Origin of the sequence: Novosphingobium piscinae (assembly GCF_014230355.1) — a bacterium.
Taxonomy (GTDB): Bacteria; Pseudomonadota; Alphaproteobacteria; order Sphingomonadales; family Sphingomonadaceae; genus Novosphingobium; species Novosphingobium piscinae.
In genome coordinates this window covers 474,180-486,067 of sequence record NZ_JACLAX010000001.1, presented here as the reverse complement: position 1 = coordinate 486,067, position 11,888 = coordinate 474,180, and the positions used below count along the sequence as shown (strand labels likewise).

At 71.0% G+C, this 11,888-nt stretch carries 12 protein-coding genes; 5 read left to right on the top strand and 7 right to left on the bottom strand.

Going from position 1 to position 11,888, the window contains the following annotated elements; all coding sequences use genetic code 11:
- From H7F53_RS02065 to H7F53_RS02055, 3 genes are all read left to right on the top strand, one after another.
- Positions 1-780, top strand: a 780-nt coding sequence (locus H7F53_RS02065; protein ID WP_246438400.1) for a dihydrolipoamide acetyltransferase family protein, incomplete at its 5' end; no start/stop codon positions are given.
- 26 nt (positions 781-806) lie between these two features.
- A complete protein-coding gene (locus H7F53_RS02060; RefSeq protein ID WP_185677785.1) occupies positions 807-1,967 on the top strand; it encodes an acyl-CoA dehydrogenase family protein in 1,161 nt (386 codons plus the stop codon).
- Between the two features lie 18 nt (positions 1,968-1,985).
- A complete protein-coding gene (locus H7F53_RS02055) occupies positions 1,986-2,606 on the top strand; it encodes an FMN-dependent NADH-azoreductase (RefSeq protein WP_185677784.1) in 621 nt (206 codons plus the stop codon).
- A gap of 476 nt (positions 2,607-3,082) precedes the next feature.
- Here H7F53_RS02055 and H7F53_RS02050 read toward each other — a convergent pair whose 3' ends face one another.
- The 4 genes from H7F53_RS02050 to H7F53_RS02035 are packed head-to-tail and all read right to left on the bottom strand — an operon-like array spanning position 3,083 to position 6,495.
- Positions 3,083-3,571, bottom strand: coding sequence for a MaoC/PaaZ C-terminal domain-containing protein (locus tag H7F53_RS02050; RefSeq protein ID WP_185677783.1), 489 nt, complete (start codon positions 3,569-3,571; stop codon positions 3,083-3,085).
- Positions 3,571-4,464 (bottom strand): acyl-CoA thioesterase domain-containing protein, encoded by an 894-nt coding sequence (locus tag H7F53_RS02045; protein WP_185677782.1) that lies wholly within the window; start codon positions 4,462-4,464, stop codon positions 3,571-3,573. The genes H7F53_RS02050 and H7F53_RS02045 overlap by 1 nt, the downstream gene beginning before the upstream one ends.
- The gene (locus tag H7F53_RS02040; RefSeq protein ID WP_185677781.1) at positions 4,461-5,264 is read right to left on the bottom strand and encodes an SDR family oxidoreductase; all 804 of its coding nucleotides are present in this window, start codon (positions 5,262-5,264) and stop codon (positions 4,461-4,463) included. The genes H7F53_RS02045 and H7F53_RS02040 overlap by 4 nt, the downstream gene beginning before the upstream one ends.
- A 4-nt stretch (positions 5,265-5,268) precedes the next feature.
- The gene (locus H7F53_RS02035; protein WP_185677780.1) at positions 5,269-6,495 is read right to left on the bottom strand and encodes an aromatic ring-hydroxylating oxygenase subunit alpha; all 1,227 of its coding nucleotides are present in this window, start codon (positions 6,493-6,495) and stop codon (positions 5,269-5,271) included.
- Between the two features lie 159 nt (positions 6,496-6,654).
- On the opposite strand from H7F53_RS02035, the gene H7F53_RS02030 reads away from it, so the two are divergent.
- Positions 6,655-7,119 carry a VOC family protein gene (locus H7F53_RS02030; protein ID WP_185677779.1) on the top strand — a complete coding sequence of 155 codons (465 nt, stop codon included), beginning with the start codon at positions 6,655-6,657 and terminating at the stop codon, positions 7,117-7,119.
- Positions 7,120-7,591: 472 nt separating this feature from the next.
- Positions 7,592-8,683, top strand: coding sequence for a helix-turn-helix transcriptional regulator (locus H7F53_RS02025; protein ID WP_185677778.1), 1,092 nt, complete (start codon positions 7,592-7,594; stop codon positions 8,681-8,683).
- A 17-nt stretch (positions 8,684-8,700) separates the two neighbouring features.
- Here H7F53_RS02025 and H7F53_RS02020 read toward each other — a convergent pair whose 3' ends face one another.
- The 3 genes from H7F53_RS02020 to H7F53_RS02010 form a co-directional block, all read right to left on the bottom strand.
- Positions 8,701-10,299: a M28 family metallopeptidase gene (locus H7F53_RS02020; RefSeq protein WP_379542760.1), complete on the bottom strand. Its 1,599-nt coding sequence runs from the start codon at positions 10,297-10,299 to the stop codon at positions 8,701-8,703.
- Positions 10,300-10,541: 242 nt separating this feature from the next.
- On the bottom strand, positions 10,542-11,216 hold the full coding sequence (locus tag H7F53_RS02015) for an RBBP9/YdeN family alpha/beta hydrolase (protein WP_185677777.1): 675 nt from the start codon (positions 11,214-11,216) through the stop codon (positions 10,542-10,544).
- 151 nt (positions 11,217-11,367) lie between these two features.
- Positions 11,368-11,823 carry an Lrp/AsnC family transcriptional regulator gene (locus H7F53_RS02010; protein WP_185677776.1) on the bottom strand — a complete coding sequence of 152 codons (456 nt, stop codon included), beginning with the start codon at positions 11,821-11,823 and terminating at the stop codon, positions 11,368-11,370.
- Between the last annotated feature and the right edge of the window lie 65 nt (positions 11,824-11,888).

The following is an 11,888-nucleotide window of genomic DNA, read 5'->3' as shown; positions in this document are numbered from 1 at the left end:
CCGCGCGGGCGGGTGCGCCGCGCCGACGTGCTGGCGGCCGTGGCCAATGCGGCGCCGGCGCCCGCCGCAGCGGTGCCGGTCGCGGCGTCGCTGGCCCCGTCCGGTGCCGCGGGGGCGCCGGAGATCGTGCCGATGTCGGCCATGCGCCGCACGATCGCGCGGCGGCTGACCCAGGCCAAGCAGGAGATCCCGCACTTCTACGTGCGCCGCCGGGTGCGCGCCGACCGCCTGCTGGCGCTGCGCGCCGCCACGGCGGGTGAGCGGCCGAGCGTCAACGACTACCTGATCCGCGCCTGCGCGCTGGCATTGCGCGAGGTGCCGGCGGTCAACGTCCAGGTCCACGGTGCGGAGATCCACCAGTTCCACCAGGCCGATATCGCCGTGGCCGTGGCCACCGACCGCGGGCTGGTGACGCCGATCGTCTTCGCCGCCGACGAGCATGCCCCGGCCGCCATCGCCGCGACCATGCGCGAGCTGGCGCAGAAGGCGCGGGCCGGCAAGCTGCGCCCGGAGGAGTTCACCGGCGGCAGCTTCTCGCTCTCCAACCTCGGTGGCTTCGGGGTCGAGCAGTTCGACGCGATCATCAACCCGCCGCAGGGCGCGATCCTGGCCGTGGGCACGGCCCGCCCCGAGCCGATCGACGATGACGGCGCGCTGCGCATCGTCCCCGTCCTGCACCTGTCGCTGAGCTGCGATCACCGCGCGATCGACGGGGCCGACGCCGGCCGCTTCATGGCCGCGCTGGCCCGCCTGATCGAGCAGCCGGCCCTGCTGGCCTGACCCTTCCAACCAGAGAGCACGATCCCATGGACTTCAACCTGACCGACGAACAGCGCCAGCTCCAGGAGGCCGCGCGCGCCTTTGCCCGCGCCGAACTGCCGGCCATCGCGGCAGAGTGCGAGCGCGACAACACCCCGCCCAGCCATGCCCTGGTCAAGCGCTATGCCGAGATGGGCTTCCTCGGGATCAACGTGTCGGCCGAGCTCGGCGGGCTGGGGCTGGGCAATATCGAAGCGCTGGTCGTGCTCGAGGAGTTCGCCAAGATTTCCTCGGCCGTGGCCTTCCCGATCTTCGAGAGCTCGGTCGGGCCGGTGCGCGCGATCGAGCACTTCGGCTCGGACGCGCTCAAGCGGCGGGTGGTTCCGGCGGTCTGCGCCGGGGACATGGTCGTCGCCGTCTCGATGTCCGAACCCGACGCGGGGAGCGCCCTGACCGATCTCAAGACCCGCGGCGAGCTGCGCGGCGACACGCTGGTGCTCAACGGCACCAAGCGCTGGTGCTCGGGCGGCGGCCATGCCGACGCCTATGTGGTCTACTGCCGCCTGTCCGACGCCCCCGGCGCCAAGGGGATCGGCGCGGTGCTGGTCGAGAAGGACGCCCCCGGCCTGAGCTTCGGCCCCAACGAGCAGCTGATGGGCTTCCGCGGCGTGCCCTCATCGGATCTCAACTTCGACGATTGCGAGATCCCGGCCAGCAACATCATTGTCCCGGCGGGCGGGTTCAAGCAGCTGATGGAAGCCTTCGACCTGGAGCGCTGCGGCAATGCGACCATGGCGCTGGGCCAGGCCTCGGGCGCGCTCGAGGATGTCTCGGCCTATGTCCAGGAGCGCCGCCAGTTCGGCAAGCCGATCGTCGAGTTCCAGGCGGTCCAGCTCAAGCTGGCCGAGATGCACATGAAGGTCGAGGCCGCCCGCCTGCTGATCTGGCGCGCCGCCGCGCTGGCGCAGGACGGGCTGCCCTCGGTGCTGCACAGCTCGACCGGCAAGTGTTTCGCCAACACCATCGCCCGCGAGGTGACCGGCGACGCGATGCAGCTGATGGGCGCCTATGGCTATTCCAAGGACTTCCCGATGGAGCGCCGGCTGCGCGATTCGTGGGGCTGGGGCATCGCCGGCGGGGCGATCGACATCCAGAAGACCAACATCGCCGGAGCCATGCTCGGCCGCCGCTTCGACCAGCGGCGCTGAGCGGGAAGGGCACGGAGAATGAGCCGACTGTTGCACGTCTCGGCCAGCCCGCGCGGCGAACGCTCGCGCTCGGACAAGGTCGCCCGCCGCCTGATCGCCGCGCTGGGCGCGGCCGAGGTCGAGACGCTCGACCTGGCTGCCACCGCGCTGCCAGCGTTCGACGGGGCCGCGATCGAAGGCCGCTACGATCTGATCGAGGGGCGCGCGGTCGATCCTGCGGTGCTCGCGGCCTGGGACGGAATCCGCGCGGCGGTCGCGCATTTCCTGTCGTTCGATCGGATCGTGTTCAGCGTGCCGATGTGGAACTTCGGGGTGCCCTGGCGGCTCAAGCAATACATCGACGTGCTTACCCAGCCTGGCTTGGCCTTTACGGTTGACGCCGCCGGGGTGACCGGGCTTGCCGCCGGGCGCCAGGCGATCCTGGTCTGCTCGGGCGCGCTCGACATCCGCCCCGGCCAGCCGGGCGCGGAGCTGGATTTCCAGACCGCCTACATGCGCGCCTGGCTGGGCTTCATCGGGATCACCGACGTTCATGAGGTGCAGGTGCGGCCAACCTACGGCAGCCCCGCCGAGGTCGAGGCGGCGATGGACCGCGCCTATGCCGAAGCGGATCGACTGGCGGCCGCGCTCAACGGCTAGGGGTCCAGCCGCAAGCTGGGGGCCGCCTGCGCCCGATCCCCGTCATCCCGGCGCAGGCTGGGATCTCTCGCCTCGCCGCGCAAGATGTCAGCCTGCGCTGGCATGACGCGGGGTTTGGGGTTGATCAGACCATGAGCGGCAGCCCCGTCCATCATGCGACTTTGTGCCTCATTCCCATCGTAGCCGCGGACTGGATCCGGGGCCCAGTTGCCCTCTCCGACAGCGGTGTGAACAAGCAAGCCGGGTCCCGGGACAAGCCCGGGACGACGAGGGAGTGATCAGGGCGGACGCAAGATGCGTTTGCCTTGGGGCGACAGTCCGGACACGCTCAGTACCCGTCATCCCAGCGCAGGCTGGGATCTCTCGCCTCGCCGCGCAAGATGCCAGCCTGCGCTGGCATGACGCGGGGTTTGGGGTTGGTCAGACCATGAGCGGCAGCCCCGTCATTCCGGCGGCGAAGAATCCCTCCGCGCCGCTCAGCCCCGCTCGCGCCCGGCTCGGGTGTAGACCAGATTGATGCTCTCGAAGCTGACGCATTCGGTGCCGTCGTCCAGCACCACGGCATAGCGCGTCACCGCGGTGCCGCGCGGCTTGCCGCTGCGCGAGGGCTCTAGGCTGACGATCTCGCTGGTGACATGGATGGTATCGCCGGCGCGCACCGCGCGCTTGAGCCGCAGCGTGTCGAAGCCGACCCCGGCGACGAAGTCGATGTCGCTGTTGATCGTGTGATCGAGCTGGCGCCACAGCGCGAGCACGTGGATCCCGCTGGCCACCACCTGGCCGAACACCGAACCGCGGGCCGCCTCGGGATCGGCATGGAACCACTGCGGATCATAGGCGCGGGCGAAGGCGACGATCTCGTCCTCGGTCACGGTGCGTGAGGCCGACTGCCGCCGCTCGCCCACGGCCAGATCCTCGAAGCAGCGCCACGGCGTGTCGAGCGGCGAGAGGTCGGTTGCAGCCATCAGATCTTTCCTTCGCGCGGCGAGTCGAGCACCCGCGCCAGGCCCTGCTGCATCACCGTCGCGACCAGCGCCCCGTCGCGGCGATAGATCGCGCCGCTGCCGAGCACCCGCGACTGCGAGGCGGCGGGGCAGTCGAGCACGTAGAGCAGCCAGTCGTCGATCCGCGCCGGCTGGTGGAACCAGATGGTGTGGTCGAGGCTCGAGGTCTGCAGATGATCGTCCGCCCAGGCGATCCCGAGCGGGCGCAGTCCGCCCTGGATGATGTGGGTATCGCTGGCATAGGCCAGCAACGCCTGGTGGACGAACTCCTCCGGGGCCACCGGCACGCGGGCGCGCAGCCAGAAGTGGCGCCGCGCCGGCAGCGGGGCGATCGGGCCGAACGGGAAGGGCTCGACCGGGCGCCAGTCGATCAGCTGGGGGCGGCACCAGAACGGCCGGTGGCGCGCGGGCAGGCTGGCCGCCTGGGCGGCGAACAGCGCAGACAGCGGTGGCAGCGTCTCGGGGCCGGGCACCGCGGGCATCGCGTCCTGGTGCAGGCCGCCCGGCTCGGGGGTCTGGAACGAGGCCATGGCGTGGGCGATCGGGGCGCCGTCCTGGGTCACGCTCACCCGTCGCCGGGCGAAGCTGCGCCCGTCGCTGTCGCGCGCCACCGCGAAGTCGAGCGGGCGGTCGATCAGCCCGGGCTGCTGGTAGAACAGGTGCAGCGCATGCGCCTGCTTGTCCTCCGGCACGGTGGCGCGCAGCGCGGCCAGGGCCTGGGCCACGATCTGCCCGCCATAGAGCCGCAGCAGGCCGCTCGGCCGCGGATCGGCGCGGAACCGGTCGGGGCCGGTGGAGACGAGGGCGAGCAGTTCGGCGGCCTCGCGCGCCGGATCGTCGGGGAAGGGGTTCACGGGGTTGCGGCTGCCTGGCGCGCCGCCCGGACCGCGGCGGCGATCTCGGCATTGGTGGGATTGCGCCGCAGGGTCAAGCCGCCGTTGACCTGCAGCACCTGCCCGGTGACGAAGCAGGCATCGCTCGCCAGCCAGGCCACGGCCTCGGCCACGTCCTCGCTGGTGCCGACCCGGCCGAGCGGGTATTCGCGGGCGAAGGCCCCGACCAGCCCGGGCACGGTGCTGGCCTGGCCGGTCATCGGAGTGACGGTGAAGCCCGGCGCCACCGAATTGGCGCGGATCCCGCGGCGGCCGAATTCATTCGCGACGCAGCGGATGATGTGATCGGCGCCGGCCTTGGTGCCCATGTAGGCGGCGTGGTCCTCCAGCATGATCGAGGCCGTGGCCGAGGAGATCTGGATCAGCGATCCGCCATCGCGCATGGCCCGCAGCATGGCCTGGTAGAACAGCATGGCCCCGGTCAGCTGCAGCGCGACCATCTGCTCGATCTCGGCGCGGGTGGTCTCGAGGAACGGCTTGAGCAGGCCCCAGCCGGTGGCATTGACAGCGATGTCGAGTCCGCCGAACCGGTCGGTCGCGGCCTGGGCCAGCCGGGCGAGGTCGGCCTCGCTGGTGATGTCGCAGTGGCTCACCGCCAGCCCGCCGAGCTCGGCGGCGAGCGCCTCGAGCGCGTCCGGCGTCCGCCCGGCGACGACCACCGCGGCGCCCTCGCGGGCGAGGCGGCGGGCGATCACCTGCCCCATGTTGTCGCGGTTGGCGGCGCCGATCACCACCGCGACCTTGCCGCCCAGCAGGCTCATCGGCTCAGTCGTGCGCGACGAAGGGGGCCAGCACCGGCGCGACCCGCGCCGCCTCGGGCACGCGCTCGATGCCGATGCGGCGGTCGAGTTCCTCGTGCCAGTGGTAGATGCGCCGCTCCTGATAGTTCAGCGACATCCCGGCGAAGCCCGGGCCCTCGACCGATTCCTGGATCTGCGGGGCGAACTGCAGGTCCTCGTAGAGGATCCGCTCCCAGTTCTTGATGCGGGTCTCCCACAAGGGGTGCGGGTTGGCCGGATCGTGGTCGGGCGCGACCCAGCTCGAGACCACGCGGGTGCGGCGGGTGCCAAGCGGCCAGAACTGCAGCAGCGGGATGCCGGTCGGGGCCGGCGGCATCACGAAGTTGGGGTAGATGTGGTAGGAGATGTTGTTGGTGGCGGTGAACGCCGAGACGGTCGGGATCTCGGGCATGCCCTTGGTCCCCGGATCGACCCAGTCGGGCCGGCGGTTGGGCGTGACCATGCGGCTGTGCCCGTTGGGCCAGAGCGTGACGATCATCGCGCGGTGATCGAGGAAGCGGTCGACCGTGTTCTCGTGGATCGACTTGAGGTGATAGACCTCGAGGAACGCGTCGAGCAGGACCTTGACGTTGCAGTCCACCTCGTAGCTGCGGCTGTCGACGAGACGCAACGTCTCCAGCTGCAGCTCCTCGAGGTGCGCCGCCATCGGCCCGATGTGCTCGATCAGCGGCTGGGCGTCGGGATCGCGGTTGAGGAAGATCAGCGACCCGAGCCGCTCGCAACGCACCGCCGAGAGCGAATGGCAGGCCATGTCGAACTCGGGAAAGTCGCGCCGGTCGCGCACCGCGGTGAGCTTGCCGTCGAGCGTGTAGCTCCACCCGTGGTAGCCGCAGACGAAACCGCGCGCGGTGCCGGCCTCCTCCTTGACCAGCGGCGCGCCGCGGTGCTTGCAGGTGTTGTAGAACGCCTTGATCTCGCCCGCCAGCGTGCGGCAGACCACGATCGGGGTGCCGGTGTTGCGGGTCAGGAACCAAGAGCCGGGCTCGGGCAGCTGGTCGGTATGGCCGGCATAGAGCCAGGCCTTGTCCCACATCCCTTCGCGTTCCAGCGAGAGGAAAGCGGGATCGACGTAACGCGCCGCCGGGATGGTCGGCAGGGCCGGAAAGCCTTCGGGCGGAGCGGTGCGGTCGCGCTCCCAGTCCATGCGGGCCAGGTCCCGCTCGTGTCCCCGCTCCGCCGCCAGATCCAGCATGGCATTCCTCTTCCGCGCAAGGCTTTTCGTTGTCAAAATAAAACAGTCATGTATGCTTGTAAATGCCGCGGCGCCGACTTGCAAGCGTGCAAAAAAGGCAAGATTTAACAGTGCTATCCCGGCGATCTGCGGTCGGGTGAGGAACGGGGAGTGCGCGCGATGGAATGGCTTGGCGAGATCTTTCATCACGGGCTGATCGTGGACGATCTGGCCTCTGCCATGGCCCGGGTGGGCGAAAGTGCCGGGGCGGCCTGGACCGAGGTGCGCGCGTTCGACCCGCTGCCGGTCTGGACCCCCGAAGCCGAGCGCGGCGAGGTGCGGCTGCGCGTGGCCTATTCGCGGGATGCGCCGCTGCGCTTCGAACTGGTCGAGAGCCTGCCCGGCACCCCCTACGACAAGCTGCGCGCGTACGGCCGGTCGCATCTCGGGATCTGGGTCGACGAGCTGGCCCGCGCGGTCGAGGGGCTGCGCACGCTCGGCTGGGAGGTGCTGGTGGCCGGGGCCTCGCCCGAGCGCGGCTATGGCAGCATGGCCTATCTCGCACGCGAGGGCGCGCCGGTGGTCGAGTTGGTCGGCACCGAGCTGCGCGCGTTCATGGCCGCCTGGTGGGACACCCGGAGCTGAACCCCGCCGCCGTGGCTCCAGGTCAACCCGGCGCGTTGCTGCCAGGGCGGTGATCCTGGCGGCAGGCTGCCCGACATTCCGCCGGCCGGGATCCCCGGCCGGCGAAACGCGGTGCCTGAGCGGCAGGACCGCGACAGCCGGAACCGGGTCGTGCTTCCGGCAGCCTGCGGCGCCTGTGGCCCCGAGACCTGGGCGAAACCCGGCCGGACGGAAAGGGGGTCGAACGGGTCGGCCGTTCGATGGGAAACCCTCCGTCGGCAGGTCGCCGGTCCGGGCCAAGACTAGATCGCTCGCCAGGAAGCGGCATTACCCAAATGGGCAAGACGCGGCCGGTGCCGCGACGGCCCCGCCGGCGGAATCGGCTCGCCCCATGGCAGCGCCGCGCGGGCGAGGGGATCGCCTCCGCGAAATTGACGCGGACCGTCCGGGTGAACTAGCATCTGCGCCGAGCGGAGAGGAACAGGTCGCAGCCATGAAGGCGCCGAAGCTCATCGAACAGATCTACGAGGCTGCGGTCCTGCCCGACCGGTGGCCTGCGGTACTGCAGGACGTGGCTGACCATGTCGGCGCGCGCGGCTGTCTCTATCTCAGCAAGTCGCCCGAGCGGGTTGAATGGCAGGCCTCGCACCGCTCGCAGCAGCAGGTCGAGGATTACATCGCCGCGGGCTGGCCGCGCGACCCGGCGCTGTCCGCCCCCTATGTCGCCGAACAGTGGCCGGGCTTCCGCACCGAGACCGACTATCGCTCGGAAGCCGAGATCGCGGCGTTGCCGGTCCATCGCGAGTTCTTCCTGCCGCGCGGGCTGAGCGCGCGCATGGCCACCGTGATCCAGGGGGCGGGAGACACCGTGGTCCAGATCGCGGTCCAGGGCTTCGCTTCGCACGATGCGGCCCGGGCCGCGGTGCCGTGGATGGACCAGTTGCGGCCGCATCTGGCCCGCGCGCTCAGTCTCAGCGCGCTGGTCACGGCACGCTCGCAGATCGTGGTCGACAGTCTGGCCCTGGCCGGCATCGCCGCGGCGGTGATCACCCCTGCGGGCCGGCTCAAGTCCGCCAATGCCGCCTTCCTCGACCGCATGGCCGATCGCATGGCCGACCACCGCGGCGTCCTGCGCTTCGTCGATCCGTTCCTGCAGGGCAAGGTCGACCGTGCGCTGGCGCCGTTCCGCACCGGCCGGCGCCAGATCCAGTCGATCGCCGTCACCGCGCCCGATCCGGCCGAGGCTTTCGTGATCCACCTGCTGCCGGTGGTCGGAGCCGCCCGCGAGGTCTGCGATTCCGACGGGGTGGTGATGCTGCTGGCCGATCCGCGGAACCGCAGCCTGCCTGCGGCCGACCTGCTGCGCCTGCTGTTCGACCTCACCCCGGCCGAGGCGCGCCTGGCCCGGCTGGTGGCCGAGGGATTCTCCGCCCCGCAGGCCGCAGTGGCGCTGGGGATCCAGGCCAATACCGCGCGCGCCCACCTCAAGGCGGTTTTCGCCAAGACCGGCTTTGCCCGCCAGTCCGAACTGGCCCTGGCCCTGGCCGGGCTGGGCATGCCCGGCGCCGCGCCTGTTTCAGGGTAACGGAGCCGGGGCCGAGTTCAGGGCCGCGGCGCCTTGGGTGCGCCCGGCGCGAAAGTGTCGCCGAAATAGTCGCCCTGATACCACAGCGGCGGGGCATCGCGGTTGGCCATGGCCCGGGTGATGCGCCAGTTGGCTTCGGCAAAGCGGGCCCCCGCGCGCCAGTTCCAGGCCAGCCCCAGATCGTCGCTCGGCTGGTGATAGTCCTTGGCGAGGAAATCGCCGAAGGCCTTGGCGCCGCCATTGGCGAAACCGGTGGCGAGGAACACCGCGGGCACCCCCTTGCGCACGAAGCGGTAGTGGTCGGAGCGCACGAACAGCGTTTCGGCCGGCATGGGATCGGGGCTGAGGGTCAGCTGCATCGGGCGGACGGCATCGGCCACGATCGGCCCGAGGGTCGAATGGTCGGCCCCGAAGGCGATCACGTCGGTAAAGGGATAGAGCAGCACCGGCATGTCGAGATCGACGTTGCCGACGATGCTGGCCGCGGGCACGGTCGGGTGCGTGGCGAAATAGTCCGCCCCCAGCAGGCCGCGCTCCTCGCCAGTGGTGACCACGAACAGGACCGAGCGCCGCGGCGCCGGTTCGGTGGCCATGGCCTGGGCGACGGCGAGGGTCGTGGCGACGCCGGCGGCATTGTCCATCGCCCCGTTGTTGATCGTATCGGCTCCCGGGCTGGCGCCGGGGCGCGGCGGCGTGATGCCGAGGTGGTCGAGATGGGCCGACAGCACGACGTGCTCGCCGCGCAGCGCCGGATCGCCGCCCGGCAGCAGGGCCACCACATTGGTGCTGGTGATCCGCTCGGACCGGCTGTGGACGAAGCCGCGCAGCGTGGTGCGCAGCGCGAAGCCGCGCGGACGTGCCCCGGGCTTGTCGGCCTCGGCGCGGATCTGGGCCAGGCTGCGCGGGGCGCCGGCGAGCAGCGCGGCGGCCGCCTCGTCGTTGACCGCCCCGGCGAGGCGGATGCCCGGCGCCGCCTCGTTGGCGCGGCCATCGGGCCCGACCCAGGCATAGCTGGGGGTGGAGGCGGTGCGGATCAGCCGCTCCCACGGCCGCACCTTGAGCGAGGCGTTGGTGGCCAGGGTGATGACGCCGATCGCGCCGTGGCGCTCGGCCATCTGGGCCTTGGTCGCCGAAAGGTTGGCGCCGACCTCGCTCGGCATGCCGGTGGGATAGCCGCGCAGCACCACCACGATCTTCCCCTTCACGTCGAGCCGGGCATAGTCGTTGATGCCCACGCGCGGATCGTCGATGCCATAGCCGGCGAAGACCAGTGGCGCGGTCAGGTCGAGCTCGGGGGCATTGGCGCTGGCAGCGATGATCACCTCCTGGCCATGGGCGAACCGGCGCGTCCCGGCCGGCCCGGTGATCTCGAAACCGGCCGGGTCCTGCGTGTAGCTGGTCTTCTGGAAGGTGATGCGCTGCAGCCAGCCGCGCTGCCCGGCCGCATCACGATCGCCCAGCGGCTCGAGCCCGAGCGCAGCGAAGCGCTGGGCGACGAAGCGCGCCGCGATCTCGTGCCCGCGCGAGCCGATGTCGCGGCCCTCGAGCAGATCATCCGCCAGGAAGGCCACGTCGGCGCGGAAGCGCTCGGGGGCGAAGCGCGGATCGAGCGGCAGCTCGGCCTCGGCGCGCGGGGCGGTGGCGGCCGCCGGGGCCGGGCCGGGGGTGGGTTCGGCCTCGTCGCTCCAGGCCTCGATCGATTCGATCGCATGGAGCGGGCGCGCGACAAGCAGGGCAGGCAGCAGGGCAGGGATCAGGCAACGACGCAGCAGGGACACGGCACACTCGGCAGCTATGGGAGGACAGCGGCCAGCATAGCCTTGCCCCGGCGCCGCGCAAGGCGGCGCGGCAAGGGGCCTCAGTCGCGTGGAGCCGGGCCGGGCCGCTGGCGGGACGCGGGCGGTGCTGCGCGTGCCGCGGGCCGGTCCGGCGCGGCGGTACCGGCCAACTGGCCCAGCAGGAACCGGCCGAACGGCCAGTCCCCCAGCCCGGAGGCGGCGTTGATATGGCCCACGGCGCCGGCGTCGGCGAACCGGCAGCCCCAGCGCCGCGCCAGCCGCCGCGCGCCGGCCAGCGGAAGATAGGGGTCGTCGTGGCTGCCGACGAGGATCGCCGGAAACGGCAGGTGTTCGTCCGGGGTGGGGGCGAAGGCGGCGATCCGTGGATCGCGCGGGTTCACGTCGACCTCGGGCGGGGCCACCAGCAGCGCGCCGCGGACCGGTCCCTCCGGCCCTGGCTGCTCGAGCTGCGCCCACCAGGCGACCGCCAGACAGCCGAGCGAATGGGCAACCAGGATCACCGGCCGCTCGGCCGCGCGGATCGCGAGGTTGAGCTGGTTGACCCAGGTGTTGCGGTGCGGCCGATCCCACAACCCCAGCTCGACCCGTCGGCACTCGGCGTGCTGTTGTTCCCACAGCGTCTGCCAGTGCCCGGGTCCGCTGTTGTCGAGCCCGGGGACGAGCAGCACCAGCGGCTCGTGCGGGGGTTTTGGCGGGAAAGGGAGCGGGGCCGGGGGGAGGGGCGGAGCGATCATGGCGGGGATCCAGCACGGGAAGCGGTCGGTCGACTCGGCCTACGTCCCGACGCCGGCGCTTTAACTCAACTCTATTGGTAGAGTTTAGCAAGATCTGCTGTGGCCACGTGAAGATGGGCTTTGCGCCGCTACCGCGCCAGGGCAAGCGACCCTAACGCGTCGGATAGCCGCGCCACGGCTTGATCGTGCGGATCGCGAAGCTTGACCGCATCGCGCTGACCCCCGGCAGCCGCGCCAGGCATTCGCGGTGGATCCGGTCAAACTGTTCAAGATCGTGCGCCGCGATGCGCAGAATATAGTCGGCGCTGCCCGACATCAGGTGGCATTCGAGGATGTCGTCGAAATCGCCGACCGCGCGCTCGAACTGGTCCATGGCCTCGCGGCTCTGGCTGGTCAGGGTGATCTCGACGAAGACCTGCAGCGTCAGCCCCAGCCGGCGCGGATCGAGCACGGCCGAATAGCCGGTGATCAGTCCGGCGGCCTCGAGCGAGCGGATCCGGCGGTGGCACGCCGAGGTCGAGGCGCCGACCTGCTCGGCCAGTTCGGCCAGCGAGCGCGACGAATCGTGCTGGAGCGCGCGGAGCAGGGAACGGTCGATCTGGTCCATGGGAGAAATTTCCGCGATAAATGTCATACACGGGATAGACTACCACAATTAGCCGAAGGTTCCAC

Coding starts and splice junctions, on each gene's coding strand:
- H7F53_RS02060 (WP_185677785.1), top strand. CDS start 807: ATGGACTTCAACCTGACCGACGAACAGCGCCAGCTCCAGGAGGCCGCG.
- H7F53_RS02055 (WP_185677784.1), top strand. CDS start 1,986: ATGAGCCGACTGTTGCACGTCTCGGCCAGCCCGCGCGGCGAACGCTCG.
- H7F53_RS02050 (WP_185677783.1), bottom strand. CDS start 3,571: ATGGCTGCAACCGACCTCTCGCCGCTCGACACGCCGTGGCGCTGCTTC.
- H7F53_RS02040 (WP_185677781.1), bottom strand. CDS start 5,264: ATGAGCCTGCTGGGCGGCAAGGTCGCGGTGGTGATCGGCGCCGCCAAC.
- H7F53_RS02035 (WP_185677780.1), bottom strand. CDS start 6,495: ATGCTGGATCTGGCGGCGGAGCGGGGACACGAGCGGGACCTGGCCCGC.
- H7F53_RS02030 (WP_185677779.1), top strand. CDS start 6,655: ATGGAATGGCTTGGCGAGATCTTTCATCACGGGCTGATCGTGGACGAT.
- H7F53_RS02025 (WP_185677778.1), top strand. CDS start 7,592: ATGAAGGCGCCGAAGCTCATCGAACAGATCTACGAGGCTGCGGTCCTG.
- H7F53_RS02015 (WP_185677777.1), bottom strand. CDS start 11,216: ATGATCGCTCCGCCCCTCCCCCCGGCCCCGCTCCCTTTCCCGCCAAAA.
- H7F53_RS02010 (WP_185677776.1), bottom strand. CDS start 11,823: ATGGACCAGATCGACCGTTCCCTGCTCCGCGCGCTCCAGCACGATTCG.